The following is a 26,806-nucleotide window of genomic DNA, read 5'->3' as shown; positions in this document are numbered from 1 at the left end:
CACCTGCAAGCTGCCCTCTTGATCGGTGCAAGGTTTCTGTTAGCGTTCTAACAAGTCAGAAGAGAGGGAACCCATGGCAGACGCAACCGCCCCGACGCTTGATGCGACCCACAAGCTTGTCATCCGCAACATCGGCCTGATCCTGTCCGGCAAGATCGAACAGCCCATTCTGGACGGCGATTGCCTGATCGCGGTGGGTGGAAAGATCACCGGCTGGGGCCACGAGAAGGACATGGACACCGAGGGCGCCGACACGCTGATCGACGCCAATGGCTGTACGCTTTGCCCCGGCCTGATCGACAGCCATGTGCATCCCGTGGTGGGCGATTACACGCCACGGCAACAGCAGTTGCACTGGATCGATTCGACGCTGCATGGCGGGGTCACGACGCTGATCTCGGCGGGTGAGGTGCATATGCCGGGACGGCCCAAGGATATCGTGGGTCTGAAGGCGATGGCGATCGCCTCGCAGCGCTGGTACGAGAATTTCCGCCCCTCGGGCGTCAAGGTACATGCAGGTGCGCCCGTGATCGAACACGGCATGGTCGAAGAGGATTTCGCCGATCTGGCAAAGGCGGGCGTCAAGCTGCTGGGCGAGGTGGGGCTGGGCACCGTCAAGGACGGCAAGACCGCGCGGCAGATGGTGGACTGGGCGCGCAAATACGGCATCCAGAGCACGATCCACACCGGCGGGCCATCGATCCCCGGATCGGGGCTGATCGACGCCGACATGGTGCTGGAGACCGGCACCGATGTGGTGGGTCATATCAACGGCGGCCATTCCGCCCTGCCCGACGACCAGATCATCTGCCTGTGCGAAGGCTGCAAGGCGGGGCTTGAGATCGTGCACAACGGCAACGAGCGCGCGGCCCTTCTGACGCTGAACACCACACGCGAGCTGGGCAAGCTGGATCAGGTGATCCTTGGCACCGATGGACCGGCCGGGTCAGGGGTGCAGCCACTGGGCATCCTGCGGATGATCGCCATGCTGTCGAGCCTGGGCAATGTGCCCGCCGAGGTGGCCTTCTGCTTCGGGACGGGCAACACCACGCGGATGCGCGAACTGGACACCGGCATGATCGAGGCCGGGCTTTGCGCCGATTTCGTGCTGATGGACCAGGCGCAGCACGCGCCGGGCAAGACGATCCTGGAGTCGGTGCAACTGGGCAACCTGCCCGGCGTGGGCATGACCATCATCGACGGGCGCGTGACCAGCCAGCGCAGCCGCAACACGCCCCCGGCCGGCCGCATCCCCGAAGTCGTGAAGAGCTGAAAGGCGACACCCTGCGCGCCCGCTTCGCAGGACCGGAACGGAGCGTCGTTTTCGGCGGCTGATCCCTTGCAAATGCGGGCTATTCTGGCCCGCATGAAAACCGGGGATCGGCCATGCGGGCAGGGACAAGAACACCGACGTCGAAAAATCCGACACCACTGTCGCTTTTGTGGGTGACGGTGTATCGGCGCTCGGTCAGGATCATCCGTGATCCGCGCGGTTCGCGCGGCCCATCCACGTGATTCCGACGGAGCCCCCGATGACCCAGACCGCCACCAAGGACCCCTTGCTGCAACCTTACCAGCTGGGCCATCTGACCCTGAAGAACCGGATCATGACCACCAGTCACGAACCGGCCTATCCCGAGGACGGGATGCCCAAGGACCGCTATCGCGCCTATCACGAAACCCGCGCCCGCGCGGGTGTGGCGCTGACCATGACGGCGGGTTCGGCGGCGGTGTCGCGCAACTCGCCGCCCGTGTTCAACAACGTGCTGGCCTACAAGGACGAGGTGGTGCCATGGATGCGCAACATCGCGGATGCCTGCCATGCACATGACTGCGCCGTGATGATCCAGTTGACGCATCTGGGGCGCCGCACCCATTGGGCCAAGGGCGACTGGTTGCCCGTCGTGGCACCCGGCCCCTTCCGCGAGCCCGCGCACCGTGCCTTTCCCAAGATCATCGAGGATCACGAGATCGACCGCATCATCCAGGATTACGCCGATGCCGCCGAAAGGATGCAGGCAGCGGGCCTCGATGGGGTTGAATTCGAATGCTACGGCCACCTGATGGACCAGTTCATGTCGCCGCTGACCAATGTGCTGGATGCCCCCTGGGGTGGCGGGCTGGAGAATCGCGCACGTTTCGCGCTGGAGGTTTACCGCGCCTGCCGAAAGCGCGTGGGCAACCGTTTCCTGCTGGGAATGCGCTATGTCGCCGATGAGGCGGCAGAGGGCGGCATTGCCACCGATGAGGGGATCGCCATTGGACATATGTTCAAGGAGGCGGGCGTCGATTTCCTGAACGTGATCCGGGGCCAGATCCATACCGATGCGGCGCTGACCGATGTGATCCCGGTGCAGGGGATGCGATCCGCGCCCCATCTGGATTTCGCGGGCCGCATCCGTGCCGAGGTGGGCCTGCCCACCTTCCATGCCGCGCGCATCCCCGATGTGGCGACAGCGCGCCATGCCGTGGCCTCGGGTCAGCTGGACATGGTGGGGATGACCCGCGCCCACATGGCCGATCCGCTGATCGTGACCAAGATCATCGAAGGCCGCGAGGAAGACATCCGGCCTTGCGTCGGCGCGAACTACTGCCTGGACCGGATCTATCAGGCGGGGGATGCGCTGTGCACCCATAACGCCGCCACGGGCCGCGAACTGAGCATGCCGCAGGACGACATGATCGCGCCCGCGCCCGTGCAAAAGCACGTGGTCGTGGTGGGCGCCGGGCCCGCGGGGCTTGAGGCCGCGCGCGTCGCCGCCATGCGCGGTCACAGGGTCACGGTGTTCGAGGCGGCCCCCGATGCCGGCGGCCAGTTGCGTCTGGCCGCGCAATCGGCGCGGCGGCGCGAGATGATCGGGATCATCGACTGGCGCATGGCGCAATGTGCCGCGCGCGAGGTGACCTTCCACTTCAACACCTATGCCGAAGCCTCTGACATCATGGCGCAAAGCCCGGATGTCGTGATCGTGGCAACGGGCGGCATGCCGCACACCGAGGTGCTGGAGGATGGCAATGACCTGGTGGTGTCGTCCTGGGATATCATCGCGGGCGATGTGAAACCGGGTGCCCGCGTCCTGGTCTATGACGATGCGGGCGACCATGCGGCCCTGCAGGCCGCCGAGGTTATCGCGGGCAGCGGTGCCCATGTCGAGGTGATGACCCCCGACCGCAGCTTTGCCCCCGATGTGATGGCGATGAACCTGGTGCCCTACATGCGCAGCCTGCAGGACAAGGATGTCCGCTTTACAGTGACTTACAGGCTGAAGGCGGTGCAGAAGAATGGCAATCAGCTGAGCGCGGTCATCGGCACGGACTATTCCAGCCACCGCGAGACGCGGGATTTCGACCAGATCGTCGTCAACCACGGCACCCTGCCGCTGGACGAGCTGTATTTCGATCTGAAACCGCAATCGGCCAACAAGGGCGCGGTGGATCAGGATGCCTTGATCGCCGGTCGCGCGCAGCCCTGGCAGGCCGCGCAGGATCAGTTCGTTCTCTACCGCATCGGCGATGCGGTGGCCGCCCGCAACACCCATGCCGCGATCTACGATGCGCTGCGTCTGGTCAAGGACATCTGACCATGCAGGGTAGAAATCACTTGCCTTTGATCAACCATAACCCTCCATCCCTCCCATAGGATCACTGTCATGCTTGACGATTCCGAACTTCAGTCCCTTCTGGCGCAGCGCAAGCCGGCGCATTCCCTGCCCCGTCCCTTCTATACCGATGCCGCGCTGTTCGCGGCGGATATGGAGAATATCTGGTATCGTGACTGGTTGTTCGCGATTGCCGCGGCCGAACTGCCCAAGACCGGATCCTATGTGACCCTGCAGGTCGGGGCCTATTCGATCATCATCGTGCGCGGGGCCGATGGCACGATCCGGTCTTTCCACAACTCCTGCCGACATCGCGGCAGCCGGATCTGTTCAGCCGACAAGGGCGCCGCGCCCAAGCTGGTCTGCCCCTATCACCAATGGACCTACGAGCTGGACGGCAAGCTGCTGTATGCCCGCGACATGGGGCCGGATTTCAAGCCGCAGGATCACGGGCTGCGCGGCGTGCACTGCGCCGAGGCCGGGGGGATGGTTTTTGTCTGCCTCGCCGAGGAGGCACCCGATTTCGCCCCCGTGGCGGCGCAACTGGCCCGCTATGCCGCGCCTCATGACATGCACCAGCTGAAGGTGGCGCATCAAAGCACGATCGTCGAGCAGGCCAACTGGAAGCTGGTGCTGGAGAACAACCGCGAATGCTATCACTGCTCGGGCTCTCACCCCTCGCTGTGCAGGACGTTCAACGACGATCCCGACCTTGTGGGCGCGGATGACAGCATCTCGTCCCCCGCCGGCCTGGCACATGTGGAGCGCTGCGAGGAGGCTGGCCTGCCGTCGCGCTATGTGGCCGATCCTGACGATCAGTGGCGGCTGGTGCGCATCCCCTTCCTGGGGGCGGCGGTCAGCTATACGATGGATGGGAAGGCGGCTGTGGCGCGGCGCGTGGGCAGCGTGCCTTTCGACAACGCGGGAACCTGCCTGTTTTTCCATTACCCCAACACCTGGAACCATTTCCTGTCGGATCAGGTGCTGCTGTTCCGCGTGATCCCCGTTTCGGTGCGCGAAACCCAGGTGACGACCACATGGCTGGTGCACAAGGATGCGGTGGAAGGCGTGGATTACGACCTGAACCGCCTGACCGAGGTCTGGATTCACACCAACGATGAAGATCGCCGGATTGTCGAGGAAAACCAGAAGGGTATCGATTCACCCGCCTATATGCCTGGTCCCTATTCCCAAAAGCAGGAAAGCGGCGTGATCCAGTTCGTCGACTGGTATGCGAACACGATGCAGCGGCGGTTGACCGGGCCGGCGCGCCCTGCCTCCAATATCGCGGCGGAGTGAGCCGATGATCCCGATGCCCCGCGCCGATACACCCGTCTGGCAGGACAGCGAGCCGCTGGAATGCGTGGCCGTGGTGCCCGAGACCCCCGGTGTGCGGACCTTCGTGTTCCGCCCGCCTTCGGGGGCGACATTCGTCTATCGCGCGGGGCAGTTCCTGACGCTGGAATTGCCGCTTCCGGGCGGGGCGATCCAGCGGACCTACACGATCTCCAGCAGCCCGGTGGTGAACGCCTATGTCTCGGTCACGGTCAAGCCGGGACCCGACAGCGTGGCGGGCCGCTGGATGATGGAGAACCTGAAACCGGGGATGCGCCTGCGCGCCTATGGCCCGGCGGGCCTGTTCCATCTGCCGCCGCAACCCGAAGGGAAATACCTGTTCATCTCGGCAGGGTCGGGCGTGACGCCGGTGATGTCGATGGCCGCAACCCTGTTCGAGCGGGGCGAGGACCCCGACATGACCTTCATCCAATGCGCGCGCCGCCCGTCCGAGATGATCTTTCGCAAGCGGCTGGAATACATGGCCAGCCGCGTGCAGGGGCTGAAGCTGCATTTCGTGGTCAGCCAGGAAGACCCCTACGAGGTCTGGACCGGCTATCGCGGGCGGTTCAACCAGCTGATGCTGGGCCTGATGGCGCCCGACTACCTTGAGCGGGATGTCTATTGCTGCGGGCCGGACAGCTTCATGCAATCCGTGCGCGACATGCTGAACGCGCTGGGGTTCGACATGACGCGCTATCATCAGGAAAGCTTCCATGCGCCCGCTGAAACGGTGGCCGAACTGACCGAATTCGACGACGTGATCCCGCAGGAGGATGTCGGCGCCGAGGTGATCTTTGCCGCCGCCGGCCTGTCGGCCCGCTGCGCGCAGACCGATACGGTCCTGTCCGTCGCGCGGGGCGCGGGGTTGAACATCCCCTCGGGCTGTCAGTTCGGCATCTGCGGCACCTGCAAGATCCGCAAACTGTCGGGCGAGGTGCACATGGTCCATAACGGCGGCATCAGCGACGAAGACGTGGCCGAGGGCTATATCCTGGCCTGCTGTTCGCATCCCATCGGCAAGGTCGAGGTCGAGGCCTGATCAGGCTTGCTGCCGCTTGGCGCGGGGTCGCGCGAGACCGGGCAAATGCCGGGCACGGAACCTTTCCACCTCGGACGAGGTGGGGCTGTGCCCGGTGAAGACCACGATATAATTGGGCATGCGATCGATACGCACGCGCGTCTCTTCCTGCACCATCATCGAGACATAGCCGACTTGCGTGTAATAGATCGTGTAGGCGCGGATGCGCGCATCGTCCGCATCATAGCCGAAGCGTTCGAACATGCCGCGGATCGCGTCGATCCGGTCGCTGTCATTCTGTTCAAGGATCGCGCGCAGGCCGGGATCGCCCAGGGCCCAGTTGCGGATCGCATGGTCGAAACGCGCGTCGAAAAGATCGGGCCTCAGCCAGCAATCGAAGATGTTGAACACGGCCTCGGTGATGGTTTCGGCATAGGCTTGCGTCTGCCGGATCAGGTTGCCGGTGTTCTTGTCGCGCCAGCGGTTGACCAGGGCGGCCAGCAGCGCCTCGCGACTGTCGAAATGGCCGTAGAAACTGGTGCGTGACAGGCCCAGCGTTTCGGCCAGCGGCAGCACCTTGACCGCATCGACCCCCTTGTCGATCAGAAGGTCATAGGCCGCGTTGAGCCACAGGTCCTCGGACCCGCGCCAGCCGCTTTTCTTCTGAGGCGATTGCCGGTTCATGCATCCTGTCTAGCAAGGGGCGGGGCCTGTCGCAATCGGGATCGGGTATCCGCGCGGGTGGGCGCCCCCCTGCCCGCGCGGTTCCTTGTCTACTGCAGGCGCATCAGAAGGGCCGCCGTCAGCTTGGCCCGTTCGGGCAGGCTGGAGACTTCGATATGTTCGCCCAGCGTATGCAGGCCCTTGCCGCGCACACCGATGGAATCCAGCGTCGGAATGCCCATGTAGCCGGTGAAGTTCCCGTCCGAGCCGCCGCCAGAGCTGGCACCGGTCAGTTCGAACCCCAGTTCGGCGCAGATGTCCTTGGCGATGTCGAACATGGCCATTGTGCCGGGCTGGTTGGGTTCCCACACGGGGCGGGTCACGCCGCGCGTCACCTCGAAGGTCACGCCGTTTTCCTCGCCCTGAAGCGCCATCATGGCGGCAACGCCACGATCAAGATCTTCCTGGGTCTTGGCCATGGTCAGGGCCTGCGCCTCGCATGACGAGGACACGCAGTTCACCCATTGCCCGGCGTGGATCACACCCACCGAGAAGGTGCAATCGTCCGAGGTCATCGCCTCGATCTCGAGGATCTTCTTGGCCATGGCGGCAATCGCCGACCGGCCTTCGGACAGGGCCCACCCGGCATGGCTGGGGCGGCCCACCGTGCGCAGGTTGAAGCGCGCGATGGCATAGCGGCCGATCACCGCGCCGCCGTCCTGTTTGGCGGGTTCGGGGACAAGGACATACTTGTTCTTGGCGGCTTCGGCCTCGATCAGGTCGCGGGTGGATGGCGTGCCCACCTCTTCATCCGGGGTGAAAAGGACCGTCACGGGCAGCGGTGTCTGCATGCCCGCCGCAGCCAGCGCCTTGATCGCCTCGAGGCTGATGAAATTGCCGCCCTTCATGTCCATGATGCCCGGGCCGTAGCAGATGCCGCCTTCACGCTTGAAGGGCAGTTTTTCCAGCGTGCCGATGGGGTGGACCGTATCCATGTGGCCCGCGATCAGGATGCCCGGCTTGCCGAAATCGGGATGCGGAAAGCGCGCGCGGACCGAACCGCCAAAGCCCATCCGTCCGGGGATGCGTTCGACCACGGCACCCGCGACCGTCAGGTCATAGGCGGCAAGGTCCATCATCCGGTTGACGGCATCGGCGTCATAGGTCGGGCTTTCGCATTCGATCCATGGCCTGAGCCGTTCCACCATGTCATCGGCGTCGAATGGCAGGTCGAGCGGGTTCATCCGGCGGCCTCCGACAACGGCAGGCGGCGTTCCACAACGCGCGCCATGATCGAGGCACCGACCGGCAGAACCTCGGTGCCCAGCACGAAGCCGGGGTTGTGCAGCGGCACGTTGCCGGTATGGCCCACGCGGCAATAGGCACCCGGCACGACTTTGAGCATGTCGGCGAAATCCTCGGACCCGGTCGCGGGTTCGTCGGTGCGGCTGATCATCTCTTCGCCGACGATGTCGCGCGCGGCATCCATATAGGCGTCGGACAGGGCGTGATCGTTCATGAGCACGTCGAAGACATTGCGCAGGTCGAGCTTGATCTCGGCCCCGAAGGCCGCGCCGAAACCGGCGCAGATTTCCTTCATGCGGGTTTCCGCGATCTCGTAGACCGAGTCCTTGAAGTAGCGGATCGTGCCGCAGATATGGGCGGTTTCGGGGATCACGTTATAGGCACTGCCCGCGTGGATCTGGGTGACGGACAGCACGCAGGTATCCAGCGGTGCGACGTTGCGGGCCACGATGGTCTGCAACTGGCCCACCAGCGCCGAGGCCGTGACCAGCGCATCGCGCGATTGCTGCGGCATGGCGGCATGGCTGCCCTTGCCGGTCACGGTGATGTCGAAAAAGGCGGCCCCCGCCATGGCGGCACCCTTGCAGATACCCACGGTGCCGGGCTGGCCATTGGGCGAATTGTGCATGCCGTAAATCTCGTCACAGGGGAAGCGGTCGAACAGCCCGTCCTTGAGCATGCCGCGCGCGCCGCCCAGGCCTTCTTCGGCCGGCTGGAAGATCATGATCGCCGTGCCGTCGAAGTTGCGGGTGGCGGCAAGGTGCTTGGCCGCGCCCAGAAGCATCGTCGTGTGGCTGTCATGGCCGCAGGCATGCATTTTCCCTGCATTCTTCGAGGAATAGGGCAGGTTCGTCTGCTCGTGGATCGGCAGCGCATCCATGTCGGCCCGAAGGCCCACCCGCTTGCCGCCCCCATCCTTGCCGCCACGCCCGTAGATGATGCCCACGACGCCGGTGATGCCGATGCCGGCATGCACCTCATCGACGCCATAGCTGCGCAGCTTCTCGGCCACGATGGCGCTGGTGCGCTGCTCTTCCAGCCCGATTTCGGGATGGGCGTGCAGGTCCTTGAAAATCTCGGTCAGCTCGGCGGTGCTTGCCTCGATCACGGGCAGGATGTTCATGTCTTTCTCCTCGGTCTTTCTTTATGGGTGGTGGGGATCAGGCGGCGCCCAGTTCCCGGAAATTCGCGAAATCCCAGGCGCGGCCGGGGGCGGCCTCGATCAGGGATTTCGTGTATTCATGCTGCGGATTGGCCAGAACGGCGGCGGCGGGGCCCTGTTCGACCACGACGCCGCGCTGCATCACCAGCACATCGTCACAGATCTGCGCGGCGACGCGCAAGTCATGGGTGATGAAGACGATGGTGATGCCAAGGCTTTCCTGCAGATCGTTGAGCAGGTCGAGAACCTGCGCCTGCACCGACACGTCGAGGGCCGACACGGCCTCGTCCGCGACAAGAACATCGGGCTGCATCATCACCGCGCGCGCAATCGCGATACGCTGGCGCTGACCGCCGGAAAACTGGTGCGGATAACGGTCAAGACTGTCGCGGGGCAGGCCCACGATCTCCATCAGCTCGGCGGCGCGGGCCATGGCCTGCGCGGGTGCGGTGCCATAGTTCACCGGGCCCTCAATCAGGCTGCGCCCCACTGTCCAGCGCGGGTTGAGGGACCGGAACGGATCCTGGAACACCACTTGCAGATGCTGGCGATGCGGTTTCAGCTGCGCGCGGCTCAGATGTGCGATGTCGGTGTCGCGCAGACGTATCGCGCCTGCCGTGGGCGCGATCAGCCGCATGATGCAGCGCGCCACGGTGGATTTTCCGCTGCCCGATTCCCCAACGATCCCGAGGGTGCGCCCACGCGCGACCGTGAAGGTCACATCCTTGGCCGCATGGGTGCCGGGGCGTTTCACGAAGAATCCGCCGCCCCCGTATATCATGTCGAGACTTTCGACCTTGAGGACCGGGTCACCCCCCGGTGCCGCGCGCGGGGCGCGCGGGATCAGGCTGGGCACGGCGCGCAAGAGGTTCTGGGTATAGTCCTGTTTCGGCGCGCGCAGCAGCGTCTCGATCGGGGCATGTTCCACCAGGTCGCCCGATTTCATCACGTAGACGGTATCGGCGATTTCGGCCACGACGCCCATGTCATGGGTGATGAACAGCACGGCGGTTCCATGCTTTTCCTGCAGCTCCGCGATCAGCGACAGGATCTGCTGTTGCGTGGTCACGTCAAGCGCGGTGGTGGGTTCGTCCGCGATCAACAGTTCGGGTTCCAGCACCAGCGCCATGGCGATCATGATCCGCTGGCGCTGACCACCGGACAGCTGGTGCGGATAGCTGCGGTGGATGCGTTCCACATCGGGCAGATGCACCTGTTCCATGATGTCGATGACGCGCGCGCGGCGTTCCTCGGCCGAAAGGCTGGTATGGCTTTCCAGCACCTCTTCGATCTGGTCGCCCACGCGCATCACCGGGTTCAGCGCGGTCATGGGCTCCTGAAAGATCATCGCCACGCGGCGGGCGCGGATGTCCTGCATGGCCGAAGGCGACTGTTCCAGCAGGTCGGTGTCCGACAGGGTGATCCTGCCACCCGTCACGAACAGCGCATCCTTGGGCAGAAGGCCCATGATCGCCAGCGAGGTGACGGATTTGCCCGAGCCCGATTCCCCCACGAGGCAGACGGTTTCGCCCTGCCGGATCGTCAGGCTGATCCGGTTCAGCACCGGCGGCGCCTTGGCGGCGGGGGGCAGGCTGACGGTCAGATCATTGACCGTCAGGACAGTTTTCGCATCGTCGAAATTGCGCGATTTGAACAGCATCGGCTTATTCCCCCCGTTTCTTCAGGCGCGGGTCCAGCATGTCGCGCGCGGTATCGCCCAGCAGGTTGATCGACAGGATGCACAGCGACAGCATCAGGCCGGGCCACAGGATCAGTTCGGGCTTCACGCGGAAATACTGCCGCCCTTCCGCCATGATGTTCCCCCAGGTCGGGATCTCGGTCGAGACACCCGCGCCAAGGAAGGACAGGATCGCCTCGGTCAGGATGGCGGAGGCCAGGATATAGGTCCCCTGCACGATCAGCGGCGCCATGGTATTGGGCATCAGGTGCTGAAACAGGATCTTGGGCATCGACGATCCCAGCGCGATCGCCGCCTCGACATAGGGTTCCTCGCGCGCGGTCAGCACCACCGAACGGACAAGCCGCACGACGCGCGGGATTTCCGGGATGGTGATCGCCATGATCACCGAGGTGATCGACGGACCGTTCAGCGCAACCAGCGCAATCGCCAGCAGGATCGAGGGGATCGCCATCAGGCTGTCCATGATCCGCATGATGATCGTGTCGGCCAGCCGGAAGAAACCAGCCACAAGCCCGATGACCAGCCCGAGGAATACCGACACGATCGCCGCGCCGATCCCGATCAGCAGCGACACCCGCCCGCCGATCAGGACGCGCGAATAGATGTCACGGCCGAAAGGGTCGGTGCCCAGCAGGTTGGCATCGCTTGGCCCCTGCAGACGGTTCATCGGGTTCATTTCCAGCGGATCGAACGGGGCCAGCCAGGGCGACAGCAGCGTGACGATCACGATCATCGCCAGGACGGCTGCGGCGATCATCGGGCCGACGCCCAGCTTGGCCAGCGACGGGATCGAGAACAGCCGCAACACCGATTGCAGGGCCGAGGACGGGGGCGCGTAATGTGACATCAGTAACGGATCCTCGGGTCAAAGACGGTGTAGGAGATGTCGATGATCAGGTTGACCACAACATAGGTCGCGCTGGTGATCAGGATCATCGCCTGGATCACCGGGTAGTCGCGCGCAAGGATCGCATCGACGGTCAGGCGGCCGATACCGGGGATGTTGAACACGCTTTCGGTGACCACGACGCCCGAGATCAGCAGCGCGAAACCGGTGCCGATCACTGTCAGGATCGGCACCGCCGCATTGCGCAGCGCATGGCGGAACAGCACGCGGCTTTCCTTAACGCCCTTGGCGCGGGCAGTGCGGATGTAATCCTCGCCAAGCACTTCCAGCATCGAGGCGCGCGTCATCCGCGCAATCAGGGCAACGTAGATCGTGGCCAGCGTGAGCGACGGCAGGATCGCGCGATAAAGAAATTCCGCGATGCCCTTTTCCGAGGGCGAGGCATAGCCCTGCACCGGCAGCCAGCCCAGCGAGATCGAGAAGACCAGGATGAAAAGGTAGCCGATCACGAAGACGGGCACGGAAAAGCCCAGCACCGAAAAGCTCATGACCGCGTAATCGACCCAGGACCGGTGACGCCATGCCGCCAGCACGCCCATCGGGACGGCGATGGCGACGGCGATCACGATGGTCAGAAGCGCCATGTTGATCGTCGGAAAGATACGCTGCCCGATCATCGTGGTGACTGGCGTGCCCGAGATCAGCGAAGTGCCAAGGTCGCCCTGCAACAGGCTGCCCATCCAGGTGAAGAACTGCGTCAGCAAGGGTTTGTTCAGGCCCATCGCCTCGCGGATGCGTTCCAGCTGCTCGGGCGTGGCCATGTCGCCGGCGATGATCGCGGCGGGATCGCCCGGGGTCAGGCGCAGCAAAAGGAAAACGAAGATCGCGACGATCAGCATGACGGGAATGATCGCCAGGATGCGTCGGAGGATATAGCCCAGCATTGGCAGGGAACCCTTTCGGCGGATAGGTGACAGGTCAGTCGCGCGGGATCAGGGCAAGCGGCCCTGTCGCGCAGGAAATCCCGGCGCGCGCAGGACGCGCGCCGGGACGGATCACACCATGATCACTCGGCTTTCTTCACGTTCCAGAACACCGGCACCGGCGAGGCCAGCATATCGGTGATGGTCGCGCGGCGCGCTTGCGGCAGGGCATACTGACCGACCGGCACATAGAGAACCTGCTCCATGTTGTGCGCCTGGATCTTCTTGGCCACGGCCTGCTGCTCTTCCAGCGTCTTGGCCGCGATGAAATCGGCCTTCAGACCTTCGACCACCGCATCATCCGGCCAGCCGAACCATGCCGAGTCGCCACGGCCGTTCAGCATCGGCGAGACCAGCGGGCTGGAGATTTCCGGCACCAGCCAGTTGGTGAAGAAAATGTTCCAGCCACCGTCGGCTGGCGCGTTCTGGCTGGCACGGCGCGTCACCAGCGTCTGCCAGTCCATCGGCTGCATGTCGACGTTGAAGCCTGCATTGCGCAGCGCCTGCGATGCCACGACCGGCTGAGCCGCCAGCGCCACCACGTCGGTCGGCGCCATCAGCACGATCGGGGTGCCATCGTAACCGGCCTCGGCCAGCAGGGCCTTGGCCGCTTCCAGATCACCACCCGAGGTCAGGCTTTCCGAACCGGTCGCATCGGCCAGCGGGGTGCCGCACCCGAAGATCGCGCCGCAGATCGAATAGTAGTCGGGGTTACCCACCAGCGCGGCAAGGATCGCCTGCTGATCAAGGGCCTTCATGGCTGCCTGACGAACCTTGACGTTGTCGAAGGGCGGATGCTTGAAGTTCATCCGGCCAATGGTCTGGTAGCCCAGCGGTTCGCGCTTTTCATAGACGACGTCGGGATCGCCTTCCAGCAGCGGCAGCAGGTCGACCTGAACGGATTCGATATAGTCGATCTCGTTGCCGAGCAGCGCGTTGATCGCCGTCGAGGCGTCGGGCATGGTCGACCAGACGACCTTGTCCACGTTCACGACCTTGCCGCCGGCCATGTTGTCGGCAGGCTCGGACCGGGGAACGTAATCCTCGTTCTTGATGTAGGTGACGCTGACGCCGGGCTGGAATTCGGCCTCGACGAAGCGGAAGGGGCCAGAGCCCACATGCTCGGTGATCGCGGTGTCAGCCGGGGTGGCTGCGATGCGCGCGGGCATGATGAAGGGCGGCAGCGCCGATTGCTTGCCCAGCGTATCGAGCAGCGGGGCGAAGGGTTCGTTCAGGGTCCAGACCAGCGTCTTGTCATCGGTCGCGGTCAGGCTGGCGGTCTTGTCCATGATGATCTGGCCGCCGGAGTCCTTGGTCGCCCAACGCTTGAGCGAGGCTTCGGCATCGGCCATGGTGACGGGGCTGCCGTCATGGAACTTCAGACCGTCGCGCAGGGTGAAGGTATAGACCAGCCCGTCATCGGACACGGTCCAGTCGGCCATCTGCGGCTGCGGCGTAAAGGTCCCGTCAACGGCCACCAGCACGTCATAGATCATGTAGGCGTGGTTGCGGGTGATATGGGCGGTGGTGATCACCGGATCCAGCACGCGCAGGCCGGAATGCATCACGGCAGTGATCGTGGTTTCGGCCCATGCGGCGCTTGCGCCAACCAGCGCGGTCGAGGCCATCATCGCCCCTGCCATCAGGCTGCGAGCGCGCGAGGCGCCCTTTGATCGGAAACTATGAACTGTCATTCTTTTCTCTCTCTGTTGCACTTCGGGTGGTCGTGATGTGCCCCGGTTTCTGTGACGGGTGCACGGGGGTGAAATCGTCGCTCAGCTCTCCTCAAGACTGGGTTCGGAAATTGGTGCGGGGCGCCAGCAGGCGCCCATCGGTTCCAGCTTCATGCCCGGCGCCAGCCGTGTCCATGGCAGGCTGGCGGGGCTGATCGGCATCGGGCCTGGTGCGGTGCAAACGAGTATCGTTTCGGCAATCGGCTGAAAATCCGCACGAAAATGAACCGAGCTCTTGTTGACAAGGACCGCCTGTTCCGTCGGCTCTATGCCCACGAAGCGGTACATCTGCTGATCGGCCATCTGCGCCTTGTGGGTGGACACGACCACGCGCACGTCACCGATTCGCAGGCAGGCCGAAGGGCCCAGATCCAGCGGCGCGCCGCCGTAGAAGGGCCCCGAGGCGATGAATTTGCCGTCAGAGAGGTTTTCGACCGTGAACCGCGCCTGAAACGGGCTGTCGCCGGGAATGTTGGAAAACCCGCCCAGGGCGATGTCGATCTCGGCGCCCTGTCCGGCTGCATGGGCGGCGGCGGCGGCGGCGGGATCGACGATGATGCCGGTCGCGGCGCGCTGCGCGTTCGCGCGCACCAGCGCACGCAGCATGCCGGTGGTGTTGCTGTCGCCGCCCGCGCCGGGATTGTCCTGCGTATCGGCGATCACGACAGGTTTCGTGGCGGTGGCCGCGATGCGGATCGCCTCGGCCACACCGGCGTCGGGATCGAAGGACGCGCCCGCAAAGGCGGATTCGGCCCGGTTCACATCGGCGGCAACGGCATCGGCAGCCGCATCAGCCGCAGCCTGTGTCGCGCCATAGGCGACGACGGTCGGTCCGCATTCGGGGAAATCAGCGGCCGGAAAACCGGGAAAGAACGACACCGTCGCCACATCGCCGCCCTCAAGCGCGGCCATGCGGGCATAGATGCCGGCAGCCGGTTCCATCAGCGTGCTCTGCCATGCGATCGGGATCAGGAAATCCATCCGCCGGAACGCCTTGGCAAAGGGTTTGCCCCGCGCCATCAAAGCATCCAGCTGCACCGCCGCGCGCGCCCCCGTTTCGGCCATGTCCACATGCGGATACGTGCGAAAGCCCACCAGCGCATCAGCGGCGTCAACCATTGTCGCGGTGATGTTTCCATGCAGATCGAGTGCTGCGACGATGGGCACATCGGGCCCCACAACGGCCCGGACGCGCGCGATCAGCGCGCCTTCACCGTCATCCTCGTGTTCGGCCACCATCGCGCCGTGCAGATCAAGGAAGACGCCATCAAGCGGTCCCGCCGCACGGATGCCTTCGACGATCTCGGACGTGACGCTGTCATAGGCGTCGCGCGTCACATGCGCCGACGGAATGGCGCCACACCACAGAATCGGCACCATGTCCCATCCCGCCGCCTCGCCATGCGCGACCGCGCCACCGATCCCGAGGTTGATGTCGCGCCCCGCTGTCATCAATGCGGCACCGCGCGCCATGGGCATGTATCCACCGCCCTGCACGAAGCTGGCCATGTCCGCAGGACTCGGCGCGAATGTGTTGGTTTCGTGCAGGAAACCCGCCAGCGCCACACGTCTTGTCATCTAATCAGGGACCCCCGTCGTTCCATTACGATCCGAAGCATGTCGCTGGCCTTTGTCTTGTCGGGCACGAAAACGCGGAACAGTAAGTGTATTGCCAGGCGATATACTTGCATCGTAGTCTGAGCGTAGAACCGTGCTTGCCCCCAAGTCAACCGGAGTCGCAGACAAGATGACACGAAATACGCTCCGCGCCGAATCCGGTGTTCGATATTTAAGCGATGAACAGCGCGCAGACCCTTTGTTCACCAATTCGATCGCCCGCGCGATGCAGGTTCTGGCCGCGTTCCACCACGCCGACCGCCCCCTGTCGCTGGCCGAGATCGCAAGCCGCGCCGGCGTTGACCGCAGCGCCGCGCAACGAATCGTCCACACCCTGCGCAGCCTTGGCTACATCAGCCGCGACGACGAGGATCGCGGTTTTCTGCCCGGCATCCGCCTGCTGGATCACACGCTGGACTTCTTGCGGCTGAACCCGCTGATCCAGCGCGCGACGCCGGTGCTGCTGGAGTTGCGTCGCAACGTGCGCGAACGTGTGGACCTGTCGCTGTTCGACGGTCAGCGCGTCGTCTATGCCGCCCGGATGCAAAGCAAGCGCGAGACATTCTATGCCACGCTGGTGGGGCATAGCGTGCCGACCTTCTGTTCCTCGGGGGGCTGGGCCATCATGGCCCGTCTGCCCGAAGCCGAGGCGCGCGAGATCATCGAGGCGTCGGATCGTTCGCCCTTCACGCCGCGCACCCTGACCGACCCCGACGCCATCATCGCCGAGATCGGGCAGACCCGCGCGCGCGGCTACAGCATCGCGGTGGAACAGATCCTGCTGGGAGAGGTGGCCATCGGCGTGGCCGTCACCGGCCCGCAAGGCCGCCCCGTGGCCGCGATCCACGTGGCCGGGTCGCTGGCCGAATGGACACCCGAGGATTTCAGCACTTGCGTCGCCCCCCTTGCCTTGGAAGCGGCGCGCGCCATCAGCCAGATCTGACCAGACGACCGGAGACTGCCATGACCACATATCACCTGCCCGGCCTTGCCGCCCCTGCCACCCTGCAGATCGACCGCTGGGGTCTGGCCCATATCCGGGCCGAGGGGCTGCATGACCTGTTCTTTTCCCAGGGGTTCAACGCCGCGCGCGACCGGTTGTGGCAGATCGACCTGTGGCGCAAGCGGGGCCTCGGCCTTCTGGCGGCGGATTTCGGCCCCGGCTACCTGATGCAGGATCGCGCGGCGCGTCTGTTCCTCTATCGGGGCGACATGGCCCCGGAATGGGCCGCCTATGGCGAGGATGCGCAGGCGATCTGCACCGCCTTTGCCGCCGGGATCAATGCTTGCGTCGACCTGGTGCTGGACGGGCGGATGGCCCTGCCTGCGGAATTCGCGGCGCTTGGCACGCAGCCTGCCCATTGGGCGGCAGAGGATGTGGTGCGCATCCGCACCCATTGCCTCACGCGCAACGCGGCTTCCGAGCTGGCGCGCGCGCAGGTGCTGGCGCTGGCCGATCCCGACACGGACCTTTTGCGCGTCCCGCTGAACCCGCCTGTGGATGCGTCGGAATGGGCGGTAAACGCAGGGCATGACCTGCCGGCCCATGCGCTGGCGGTGTTCGAACTGGCGACAGCGCCCGTGACGTTCGCGCCCGACCGGCTGGCCGCCGGGCTGGATCAGGCCGCGCGCTGGTCCCGCGTCGATCCGCGCAAGACCGTGGTGCAGGCACCAAGCATGGAAGGGTCGAACAACTGGGTCGTCTCAGGCGCGCGCACCGCATCGGGCCGCCCGATCATGGCAAGCGATCCGCACCGGCAGCATGCCGCGCCAAGCCTGCGCTACATGGTGCATCTGACGGCCCCCGGCATCGACATCATCGGCGCGGGCGAGCCGTCTTCGCCGGGCATCATGGCAGGGCATAACGGGCACGCAGCCTTCAGCCTGACGATCTTCTGCGCCGATCAGGAGGATGTCATGGTCTATGACACCGACCCCGACGCGCCCGCCCGCTATCGTTACGCCGATGGCTGGGAAGAGATGCAGACCGTGACCGAGGTTTTCGCGGTCAGGGGCCATCCCGATCAGCGGCTCGACCTGCGTTTCACCCGGCATGGGCCGGTTGTCTGGGAAGAGCCGGGCCGCGCGCTGGCGCTGCGGACGGTGTTCACCGAACCGGGCACCGCGCCCTATATGGCCAGCCTCAAATCCATGCGGGCAACGACGTGGGAGGGGTTCAAGGATGCGGTAGACACATGGGGCGCACCTTCCGTGAACCTTGTCTATGCCGATGTGGCGGGCGATTTCGGCTGGCAGGCCGCGGGCTATGTGCCGCGCCGGAACGGCTGGCGCGGGCTGGTGCCCGTCGCCGGTGACGGACGCTTTGAATGGCAGGGCTTCATGACCGCCAGCACCCTGCCCCGGCTGGACAATCCCGCGCAGGGCTTTGTCCATTCCGCCAACGAGATGAACCTGCCTGCCGCGGCGCAGGCGGGCCCCGCCATCGGGCATGAATGGTTCGAGGACCAGCGCGCCGCGCGCATTGCCGCAGCACTGGGGGCGCGGGACGACCATGACCTTGCCACCTCGACCGCGTTGCAGACCGATACCGGATCGCCCTTCGCCGCGCGGCTGATCGCACTTCTGCCGCAGGACGCGCCGGGGCGCGACCTGCTGGCGCTGTGGGATGGGCGATCCGACGCGGGATCGGCCCCTGCCCTGCTATACGAGGTCTGGCTGTCCTCGCATCTGCGCCCGGCGCTGCTGTCGCGGGTCGCACCCGACCCCGACCTGCGCCGGTTCCTGGTGCCGGGCAACGTGCCGGTGGTGACCAAATTGCTGGAGGGCAGACACCCCGGGCTGGCGGCCCGTGCCGGGCTGGATGCGCCGGATGCGCGCGAGACGCTGCTGCGCGAGACGCTGGCCGCGGCGCTGGCGGATGTGACGGCGCGCTTTGGCGCGAACCCGCTGCAATGGCGCTGGGGCGATCTGCATCACGGCTGGTTCGACCATGCACTGACACCTTTGGGCACAAGCTACGATCTTGGGCCATGGCCAAAGGGAGGTGGGAATACCTCGATCATGCTGGCCCATCACGAGGCATCGGATTACCGCGTCAGGATCGGGGCAAGCGTAAGGATGGTGATCGACCTGGGCGACTGGGACGCAAGCGTCTGGATCAATGCGCCGGGCCAGTCGGGGATGCAGGACAGCCCGCACCTTGCAGATCTGGCGCCGCTCTGGGCCGCAGGCAAATATGTCCCGCTGGCCTATTCCACCGCCGCCGTGGATGCCGTCACGGTCGAAACGATCACCTTGCGCCCCGCCTGATCGGGCGCTGTGCGGCCTTAGCGGCGCAGGCGCGCGACGATCTGCCCAGCCAACTGGTCGATCGCCTGCCCCTGCGCCGTGGCGATCGCAGCGGGACCCTGCGCGGTCAGCGGCACGCGGATGTCGAAGCGTTCCAGCACCTCGCGCGCACGGCCATCGAAACTGGCCACGGCATATTGCCCGGCGATCTGGAAGGTTGCATCGGCCCGGGCGACCATCGCGTCGATCCGCACGTCAAGACGGCCCGCCGCCGGCTCGGACAGGGGCCAGGGTTCGGCCGCGACCGATGCCGTTGTCTGCAGATCAAGGCTGCGCGCCAGCGCGGCCGTGACGGCACGGGCCGAGCTGTCGGCCCATTCCGACCCCTCGACCGGGCGCAAGGCGCCGTCGGCGTCCTGCTGCAGGATCTCGCTGCCCTCGGCATAGGCGGGCAGGACCACGTCGCGCAATTCGATGCTGGACAGGCGCAGGGCGACAGGGGCCGCAACGGGCGCCGGTTCCACCAGATAGCGCGCGGCGGTATCGCCGCAGGCGGCCAGCGCGAGGGTCAGGGAAATCGCGAGGGGCAAGGTGCTTTTCATGGTCAACGTCCGATCAGAAGGGAATTCGGGTTGCGTTCGATGGCGCGGGCCAGCTGCGTGACCGCGCGGGCGGTGTCGCGGAATTCGCGCATCACCTGCAGCGCCTCGGTGTTGAAGTCGGACCTTTCGCCATAGGCCGCGATCAGCCCGTCCGCCTGCGCCACCAGCCGTTCCAGCCGCTGTGACAGGTCGGGCAGGCTTTCCATCGCCTGCGCCACGGATTCGGCGGCGGCGCGGGTCGAGGCCAGCGTGCGGTTCACGTTGTCGATCGCTTCGCCCTCGCGCAGGGCCGCAAGGACCTGGCTGACCTCGGCCAGCGCACCGGCAAGGGCGGGCGGCAGATCGCGCATCTGGTCCGATCCGATCAGCGCCTCCGTGCTGTTCAGAAGCCGGGTCGCGGCGGCGGCCAGTTCCTCGATCTCGACACCGCTTGCGCGGGCGGTCAGGGTGCGCAGTTCCGCGACCAGTTCGGGCAGATCGGCCGAGGCTGAGGCGGCATTCGCGGCAATCGTGTCGGCGCTGTCCAGTACCGTCACCAGCCGGTCGATGGCGCCACGCAGGCGCAATTCCTCGACGATCCCGCGCACCTCGGCAAGGCCGCCGCGCAGCTCGCCCGGCAGGGCCTGGGTGTCTTCGCCCCCCACAAGCGCGCGAATATCCTCGATCAGGGCCAGCGCCGCATCCGGGGCCTGCCGCGTTCCTTCCGACGAGACGACCGCCTCGATCGAAGCCATGAGCGTGATTGCCTGGTTCATCAGGTCTTCGACCGGCAGCGCATTGATCCGCTCCAGCACGCCTTCGGCGGTGGCGGTGAAATCCGGCAGATCGGATGTGACCGACGGCAGCACGATCATGCCGTCCTCGCGCTGCTCGATCGTGGCGGGGGTGGCGTCGGGCAATTCGACCAGTTCGATCACCAGCGCGGCCGTGAACAGGCTCGATGTGGCCAGTTGCGCGCGCAAGCCATCTGCCACGGCGTTGCGCAGGAATTCGATGGTGCGCTCGGCCCCGGCCTCGGCCGGCAGGCCCAGCGCCTGCGGGTCCAGCGCAACGGTCGTGCGCAGCCGGACGGCCTGGCCGCGGCCTTCATCGACCAGCACCGCGCCGATGGCCCGCACCTCGCCTACGCGCAGCCCACGGAACCGCACGGGCGATCCGACCGCAAGACCGTTGACCGACCCGTCGAATTCGATTGCCATATCGACCGCATTGGCGGCGACCCCGGTGAAAAGGCTCTGGCGGGCGGCGCTTTCGTCCGGGAAGAGGTCGAAGACATATCCGGGGTTGAGAGGTGCGCCACCTGAGAAGATCGTGTCGAAGGCAATGCCGCCCGTCACCAGCGCCGCAAGGTTGCCCACATCCAGCGAAAGCCCCCCCGTTCCCAGCGATACCGTGAACCCCGATGTGTCCCAGAACCGCGTGGCCGTGGTCAGGCGGCGGTCATGCGGCGCCATGATGAAGGCATCGAACACCACGCTGTCCCCCGACAGGATCAGGCGCGGCGCTTCGATATGGCCGACTTCGATCCCGTGAAACAGGATCGGCGCCCCTTCCGAGATCCTGTTGGCATCGCGGGTGCGCAGGGTGATCCGCGTGCCCTGCTGGCCTTCGCGGATCAGCGGCGCACTGTCCATGCCGACAAAGGCGCGGGCCTCGCCGTCCGGACCGGGCGTGAAGGAGGTTTCGATATAGACGCCCGACAGCACGGTCGACAGGCCTGAAATGCCACGCGCGCTGACCTCAGGCTGGACCACCCAGAACTGCGCATCCGCCGGCAGCGTATTGGCAAGATCACGGTCGATCGAGGCCGTGACCAGCACCCGCGCCAGATCGGGGGTGAAGCGCACATCCTCGACCGCGCCGATCACCACGTCGCGGTAGCGGATCGTTGTCTCGCCGGGGCGGACGCCCGACGCGTTCAGGAATGAAATCTCGATCGTCACGCCCCGTGCGGCATAGGTCTGCCATGCGATGCCCAGCGACACGATCAGCGCCAGGATCGGCACCAGCCAGACCAGCGACAGGTTGCGCCAGAACGACCGTTTCGGCGGGTCGATCCGCATCGGTGAAAGCGTCGGGGTGGCGTTATCGTCACTCATCACGTCAAGTCCTGTTCTGCGTCCCAGATCAGCCGGGGGTCGAAACTCAGGGCCGCTAGCATGGTGAAGGCCACCGAGAGAGAAAAACTGACAGCCGCGATTCCGGGATTGATCGTGGCCGCGAAGTCCAGTTGCACCAGCGCGGACAGAATGGCCACCACGAAGACGTCGATCATCGACCAGCGCCCGATGAATTCGACCACCTCGAACAGGCGCTGCCGCCGGTGCAGGTCCTGCCCCCGCCTCAGGCGGCCACCCAGGCGGCTGCCGTGATCAACCACTAGCGCAAGATAGCCGATGGCCAGGAACTTGCCCACGGGGATCAATACACTGGCCACGAAGACGATCAGCGCCACCCCGTAGGATCCATGATGCATCAGTTCCACGGCACCACCCATGATTGTGTTTTCGGTGGTCGCGCCGAAACTGGTGGTCAGCAGCATCGGGTAGATGTTGGCCGGCACGTAGACGACGATTTCCGCGAACAGCCAGGCCCAGACCTTCTGCAGGCTGCCCGGCATGCGGCTGTGCAGGGCCGCGCCGCAGCGGCTGCAACGGGGCGTGCCCATGGGATGCACCCGCCCGCAGCTGTGGCATCCCACAAGCCCGGCCTGCCGCGCGGTCAGTGTCTGCGCGCCGTCATTGCTGTGCAGGGATGTCATGGGCGCCGCCGCTCCTCGAGGGTTTTCCAGACGGTCAGGCGGCACATGTAGGTGTCGTTCAGCACCGTCACCAGGACCAGCGCCGCAAAGGTCCAGAAGGCGGGTCCGATGCCAAGGCGCGCCAGCCCTGCCACCTTGACCAGCGCCACCGCCACGCCGACGATGAAGATCTCGGCCATGGCCCAGGGGCGCAGCGCCTCGGCCAGGCGGAAGGCGGCCACGCCATGACGGGCGCTATGCCAGCCCAGCGCCATCGGCGCCAGCGCATAGAGGATGCTGGCCAGGCGCAGCACCGGCAGCACGATGATCAGGGCGGCCACCGCGAAGGTCAGCGGCAGCAACAACCCCGAGGAAAAGGCCAGCACCGCGTCCAGCAGCGAGGACTGGCGCACCATCCCCCCGGCGCTGAGTTCGAGAAAGGGAAAGAACACCGCCGCCACCATCAGCACCAGCGCCGTGGCGGCCAGCATCACGATGCGCGTCATCGCCCCCTCGCGCGGCGCCATCAGAATCGTGCCGCACCGATGGCATCGCGCCCGCGCGCGCGCAGGCACGGGGCGATCAAGCTGCAAGGCATCGCATGTCGGGCAGGCGATCAGCAGCGACGGATCCAGCCCATCAAGGCCGCCCCGGTCACCGGACGCATGCGCGGAGGTTATCGTTTGGTTCATGCCCATATCTTCTAGGTCGCGCGCGACAGATGCAAGGCGGCACTGACACGGTTGTGACCCGCCCCCCCGTCCTGCCATCCATCGCGGCGGGATCATGCCACACGGAAGTTCCTTGCGATCGGGGGTTTTCACCCCGTGCCATCGGGGGCAGACTGCGGGTATCCACCAGACAGGTCCGCCATGCCCCTTATCGATCCCTCCCGATCCGCGTTGCTGGTCATCGACGTCCAGGCCCGCCTGATGCCGGCCGTCGACGCGGCCAACGCCAGGATCGCCAGTACGGTGCGACTGGTCCGCGCGGCGCGGCTGCTTGGCGTGCCGCTCCATGTGACGGAACAGAACCCCGCAGGGCTGGGCGCGACGGTTCCCGAACTGGAGGTCACGGCCGGTGAGGCCCTGCCCAAGATGAGCTTTGACGGCCTGCGCGATCCGGCCATTGCTGCCCGGCTTGCGGGGGATGAGGCCCTGGTGGTCTGCGGCTGCGAGGCCCATGTCTGCGTGATGCAAACAGTCCTGTCGCTGCGCGCAACCGGACGCCGCGTGCATGTAGTGGCCGACGCGACCGGATCGCGCAGCGACGCAAACCGCCTGGCCGGGCTGGACCGGATGCGTGCGCATGGGGCCGATATCGTCACGACCGAGATGGTGATCTTCGAATGGCTTGGCAGCGCCGAACATCCCGCCTTCAAGACCGTGATGCCGCTGATCAAGTAGGTCCCGCATCCGCCCGCAGCGCGTGACAGGAGCCGCGATGCAATGGGGCAAGGACCGGCGGAAAACAGCCCATTTCACCGCGTTTTGGCAAAAAAACAGCCGGATATGCCACCGAACGGCGGCATACACAGTGTTGTGACGCGACCCGCCTTCCGTTTGCCCTGCGTTATGATCACATCGGAACCGGTCGGCCGCGCGCAGGCGTTGGCCGATGCCCCGATCGGGCCATCACAAAGGCAAGCACATGACCAGCAGAGCATTGAAGTCCACCACGGCCAGCATCCTGGCGATATCGCTGCTCCAGCCATACCCGGCAATGGCGCAGATCCGTGCGCTTGACACGTATTTCGCACAACATAAATCCGCACCTGGCGGTGATTCACGCATTTATCTTGCACAAATGACCGCTGAGACCTGCTTTGTCGCCGGTCAGGTCGATCTGGAGCGCTGCGATATCGGCATGTTGCGCGCAGAGCTTGACGGGCTGATGCAAAACGGGCTGGCCGAGGCTGCGGACCGGCCCGCCGAAGACCCCGCAACGGCCGCCCTGACGCTGGAAGACCGGATCGGGCTGCTGAGTGCCGCCATTGAGGCCGCCGAACGAGAAGCCGCCGCCGCAGAGGCGGACCGGTTGGCCCAGGCCGAAGCCGAAGCAGCCGCGCAAGCGGAGGCCGACAAGGCCGCGCAGGCCGAAGCCGAAGCAGCCGCGCAAGCGGAGGCCGACAGAGCCGCACAGGCCGAAGCCGAAGCAGCCGCGCAAGCGGAAGCAGACAGGGCAGCGCAAGCCGAAGCCGAAGCAGCCGCGCAAGCGGAAGCAGACAGGGCAGCACAGGCCGAAGCCGAGGCAGCCGCGCAAGCGGAAGCAGACAGGGCAGCGCAAGCCGAAGCTCTGGCGACAGCGGCGCAGGAGGCCGAGGCCTCGGCCCTCAAGGATGCGCAGATCATCGCCGAACAGACTGAGGCGCAGGACCTTGCGGCCGTGGCCTCCACCACCGACGGCGAAACCCCGGCCCCAGCGGCCGAGGTCAGCACCGAAGTGGTCACCGCCGAGGACACCCGCAGCAGCGATCAGGAATTCACCGCCCCCGTCAACCGCAGCGCCGAGGCGCCCCGCGCCGAAAGCAACGGGCTGTCGAATCTGGAAAAGGCAGGGCTTCTGGCACTTGGCGCGCTGGCCGTCGGCGCGATCATGCAGAACGGGCAGCGTGTTGCGGCCACCTCGGGTGACCGCGTGATCGTCGAGGACAATTCAGGCCGGTTTCAGGTTCTCAAGGACGACGATGCCCTGATCCGCCAGCCGGGATCGACCGTCGAGACCCGCCGCTTCGACGACGGATCGACCACCACAAGCGTTACCCGCGACGATGGCTCGCGCGTGGTCACGATCCGCGACGCGTCGGGCCGGGTGCTGCGCCGGTCCGTTGTCGATACGCTGGGGCGTGAGACACTGCTGATCGACGACATCGCCCAGGTGGCGCCGGTCAATACATCGACCTTGCCGCCGGCACCGCAGCGGCAGTTCACGGCAGGCGACCGGACAGATCGCGACGCCCTGCGCGCAGCCTTGCGTGCCGCGGAACTGCGCGATCTGGGCCGCAGTTTCAGCCTGCGCCAGGTGCGCGAGATCGTCGAAGTCCGCGAACTGGCCCCCGAGATCAGCCTCGAGGATATCACCTTCCGTTCGGGCTCGGCCGCGATCCAGCCCAGCGAGGCCGAGCAACTGCGCGAGATCGGCCTGCTGATGCGCCAGATGATCCACGACGACCCGCGCGAGATCTTCCTGGTCGAAGGCTATACGGATGCGGTGGGACGTGCGGAGATGAACCTTTTGCTGTCGGACCGGCGCGCCGAAAGCGTGGCGCTGGCGCTGACCGAATATTTCGACGTGCCCCCCGAAAACATGGTGGTGCAGGGCTATGGTGAGCGGTTCCTCAAGATCCCGACGCTGGAGGCGGAACGGCTGAACCGTCGTGTCGCGGTGCGCCGCATCACCAGCCTGATCGCCCCGCGCTGACGCGCGCGGGCTTTGCCTTACGCCCCGAACGGCCCACCTTCAGGGGTGGGCCTGTCAGGCGGCCAAGCCGCTCAGACGACGCCGAAGGAGCCCAGGAACCGGTCCACCGCATGGGCAATTGCATCTGACGGATCGTCAGGCGTGGGTACCTGGTAGATGTGGCGGCGGATGCCGATATAGACGATCCCTCCATGCAGGTTCCAGATATCCTCCATCTGCGGATCGACGGGCGCGGGCGCTGCGGCGCGGATCTCCTCCAGCAGGGGGTGCAGGATGACGGTGCCCATGTGATGCAGGTAACGGCGGTTCAGCTCCGCCCCGGCCAGCCCGGAAAACATGAATATCCGCATCCATTCATATTCGAAGATCAGCTGGCTGTATTCGGTATAGAAGGTCAGCAGCCGGTCGCGCAGCGGCACGGACCGATCCGTCAGGCGGCGGGGCCAGTCCTCCGACAGGCGGTCAAGGTAGACATGCGCGTAAACCGCCTCGATGATTTCGGCCTTGTTGGCGAAATAGTTGAACAGCAGCGATTGCGTGATCCCCAGACGCTTGGCCAGGTCACGGGTTTTCCCCTCAAGCCCCACATCGGCAAAAAAGGTCACCGCCCCCTCGACGATCTGGCGGCGCCGCTCTTCCGGCGGCAGACGGCGGCGTTCTGCCGGCTCTGCGGCGGCGATATCGGACGAGGTTTGATCCATGAAACAGCCTTACTCTCAAAGGTGGCGAAGATTCCACTTGCAAAGTTATGCGATTTATAGATCATTCGATCAATAGGATTGATCAACTGATCAACAAGCCCGGAGGAGCGGGCACCTGCAGGGAGGA

At 65.5% G+C, this 26,806-nt stretch carries 21 protein-coding genes; 8 read left to right on the top strand and 13 right to left on the bottom strand.

The genetic code is table 11. The annotated features are described in order from the left end of the window. The first annotated feature begins 73 nt into the window (after positions 1 to 73). The 4 genes from ACMUJL_RS16685 to ACMUJL_RS16670 all read left to right on the top strand — a co-directional run bounded on the left by ACMUJL_RS16685 (position 74) and on the right by ACMUJL_RS16670 (position 5,976). A complete protein-coding gene (locus ACMUJL_RS16685; protein WP_068295430.1) occupies positions 74 to 1,273 on the top strand; it encodes an amidohydrolase family protein in 1,200 nt (399 codons plus the stop codon). A 259-nt stretch (positions 1,274 to 1,532) separates the two neighbouring features. Next, entirely contained in the window at positions 1,533 to 3,581 is a 2,049-nt protein-coding gene (locus ACMUJL_RS16680) for an NADH:flavin oxidoreductase (RefSeq protein WP_068295431.1), read from the top strand. A gap of 69 nt (positions 3,582 to 3,650) precedes the next feature. After that, entirely contained in the window at positions 3,651 to 4,898 is a 1,248-nt protein-coding gene (locus ACMUJL_RS16675) for an aromatic ring-hydroxylating oxygenase subunit alpha (RefSeq protein WP_375572321.1), read from the top strand. Between the two features lie 13 nt (positions 4,899 to 4,911). Continuing rightward, on the top strand, positions 4,912 to 5,976 hold the full coding sequence (locus tag ACMUJL_RS16670; protein ID WP_375573855.1) for a 2Fe-2S iron-sulfur cluster-binding protein: 1,065 nt from the start codon (positions 4,912 to 4,914) through the stop codon (positions 5,974 to 5,976). On the opposite strand, the gene ACMUJL_RS16665 is transcribed toward ACMUJL_RS16670, so the two are convergent. The 8 genes from ACMUJL_RS16665 to ACMUJL_RS16630 all read right to left on the bottom strand — a co-directional run bounded on the left by ACMUJL_RS16665 (position 5,977) and on the right by ACMUJL_RS16630 (position 15,928). Then, the gene (locus ACMUJL_RS16665) at positions 5,977 to 6,639 is read right to left on the bottom strand and encodes a TetR/AcrR family transcriptional regulator (RefSeq protein ID WP_375572323.1); all 663 of its coding nucleotides are present in this window, start codon (positions 6,637 to 6,639) and stop codon (positions 5,977 to 5,979) included. An 89-nt stretch (positions 6,640 to 6,728) separates the two neighbouring features. Beyond that, positions 6,729 to 7,862: a M20/M25/M40 family metallo-hydrolase gene (locus ACMUJL_RS16660; protein WP_068295438.1), complete on the bottom strand. Its 1,134-nt coding sequence runs from the start codon at positions 7,860 to 7,862 to the stop codon at positions 6,729 to 6,731. Further along, complete coding sequence (locus ACMUJL_RS16655) at positions 7,859 to 9,046, bottom strand: M20 aminoacylase family protein (protein WP_375572325.1); 1,188 nt, start codon at positions 9,044 to 9,046, stop codon at positions 7,859 to 7,861. Before ACMUJL_RS16655 ends, ACMUJL_RS16660 begins: the two co-directional genes overlap by 4 nt. Positions 9,047 to 9,083: 37 nt before the next feature. Further along, positions 9,084 to 10,745 carry an ABC transporter ATP-binding protein gene (locus ACMUJL_RS16650; RefSeq protein WP_068292117.1) on the bottom strand — a complete coding sequence of 554 codons (1,662 nt, stop codon included), beginning with the start codon at positions 10,743 to 10,745 and terminating at the stop codon, positions 9,084 to 9,086. Between the two features lie 4 nt (positions 10,746 to 10,749). Next, positions 10,750 to 11,634 carry an ABC transporter permease gene (locus ACMUJL_RS16645; protein WP_068292118.1) on the bottom strand — a complete coding sequence of 295 codons (885 nt, stop codon included), beginning with the start codon at positions 11,632 to 11,634 and terminating at the stop codon, positions 10,750 to 10,752. After that, positions 11,634 to 12,578 carry an ABC transporter permease gene (locus tag ACMUJL_RS16640; protein ID WP_068292121.1) on the bottom strand — a complete coding sequence of 315 codons (945 nt, stop codon included), beginning with the start codon at positions 12,576 to 12,578 and terminating at the stop codon, positions 11,634 to 11,636. The genes ACMUJL_RS16645 and ACMUJL_RS16640 overlap by 1 nt, the downstream gene beginning before the upstream one ends. Before the next feature lie 122 nt (positions 12,579 to 12,700). Next, complete coding sequence (locus tag ACMUJL_RS16635) at positions 12,701 to 14,311, bottom strand: ABC transporter substrate-binding protein (protein WP_375572328.1); 1,611 nt, start codon at positions 14,309 to 14,311, stop codon at positions 12,701 to 12,703. 81 nt (positions 14,312 to 14,392) lie between these two features. Continuing rightward, positions 14,393 to 15,928: a M81 family metallopeptidase gene (locus ACMUJL_RS16630; RefSeq protein ID WP_375572330.1), complete on the bottom strand. Its 1,536-nt coding sequence runs from the start codon at positions 15,926 to 15,928 to the stop codon at positions 14,393 to 14,395. 238 nt (positions 15,929 to 16,166) lie between these two features. Here ACMUJL_RS16630 and ACMUJL_RS16625 point away from each other — a divergent pair, with 238 nt between their 5' ends. Further along, positions 16,167 to 16,910, top strand: a complete 744-nt coding sequence (locus ACMUJL_RS16625; RefSeq protein WP_375572332.1) for an IclR family transcriptional regulator — start codon at positions 16,167 to 16,169, stop codon at positions 16,908 to 16,910. A gap of 20 nt (positions 16,911 to 16,930) precedes the next feature. Then, the gene (locus tag ACMUJL_RS16620) at positions 16,931 to 19,237 is read left to right on the top strand and encodes a penicillin acylase family protein (RefSeq protein WP_375572334.1); all 2,307 of its coding nucleotides are present in this window, start codon (positions 16,931 to 16,933) and stop codon (positions 19,235 to 19,237) included. 17 nt (positions 19,238 to 19,254) lie between these two features. Here the strand turns inward: ACMUJL_RS16620 and ACMUJL_RS16615 are convergent, their stop codons facing one another. The 4 genes from ACMUJL_RS16615 to ACMUJL_RS16600 are packed head-to-tail and all read right to left on the bottom strand — an operon-like array spanning position 19,255 to position 23,250. Continuing rightward, positions 19,255 to 19,818 (bottom strand): PqiC family protein, encoded by a 564-nt coding sequence (locus ACMUJL_RS16615; RefSeq protein ID WP_375572336.1) that lies wholly within the window; start codon positions 19,816 to 19,818, stop codon positions 19,255 to 19,257. 2 nt (positions 19,819 to 19,820) lie between these two features. Then, on the bottom strand, positions 19,821 to 21,917 hold the full coding sequence (locus tag ACMUJL_RS16610) for an intermembrane transport protein PqiB (RefSeq protein WP_375572338.1): 2,097 nt from the start codon (positions 21,915 to 21,917) through the stop codon (positions 19,821 to 19,823). Continuing rightward, positions 21,917 to 22,579 carry a paraquat-inducible protein A gene (locus ACMUJL_RS16605; protein ID WP_416914354.1) on the bottom strand — a complete coding sequence of 221 codons (663 nt, stop codon included), beginning with the start codon at positions 22,577 to 22,579 and terminating at the stop codon, positions 21,917 to 21,919. Before ACMUJL_RS16605 ends, ACMUJL_RS16610 begins: the two co-directional genes overlap by 1 nt. Then, positions 22,576 to 23,250, bottom strand: a complete 675-nt coding sequence (locus ACMUJL_RS16600; RefSeq protein WP_375572341.1) for a paraquat-inducible protein A — start codon at positions 23,248 to 23,250, stop codon at positions 22,576 to 22,578. The genes ACMUJL_RS16605 and ACMUJL_RS16600 overlap by 4 nt, the downstream gene beginning before the upstream one ends. 180 nt (positions 23,251 to 23,430) lie before the next feature. On the opposite strand from ACMUJL_RS16600, the gene ACMUJL_RS16595 reads away from it, so the two are divergent. Both ACMUJL_RS16595 and ACMUJL_RS16590 read left to right on the top strand, forming a co-directional pair. Beyond that, entirely contained in the window at positions 23,431 to 23,964 is a 534-nt protein-coding gene (locus ACMUJL_RS16595; RefSeq protein WP_375572343.1) for an isochorismatase family protein, read from the top strand. 400 nt (positions 23,965 to 24,364) lie between these two features. Continuing rightward, a complete protein-coding gene (locus tag ACMUJL_RS16590) occupies positions 24,365 to 25,978 on the top strand; it encodes an OmpA family protein (RefSeq protein ID WP_416914353.1) in 1,614 nt (537 codons plus the stop codon). A gap of 71 nt (positions 25,979 to 26,049) precedes the next feature. Here the strand turns inward: ACMUJL_RS16590 and ACMUJL_RS16585 are convergent, their stop codons facing one another. Further along, entirely contained in the window at positions 26,050 to 26,679 is a 630-nt protein-coding gene (locus ACMUJL_RS16585; RefSeq protein WP_375572347.1) for a TetR/AcrR family transcriptional regulator, read from the bottom strand. Between the last annotated feature and the right edge of the window lie 127 nt (positions 26,680 to 26,806).

This window comes from Seohaeicola sp., assembly GCF_048006315.1.
Lineage (GTDB): Bacteria > Pseudomonadota > Alphaproteobacteria > Rhodobacterales > Rhodobacteraceae > Seohaeicola.
The sequence above is the reverse complement of the archived record's forward strand: the minus strand, read 5'-3'. Positions and strand labels throughout refer to the sequence as shown.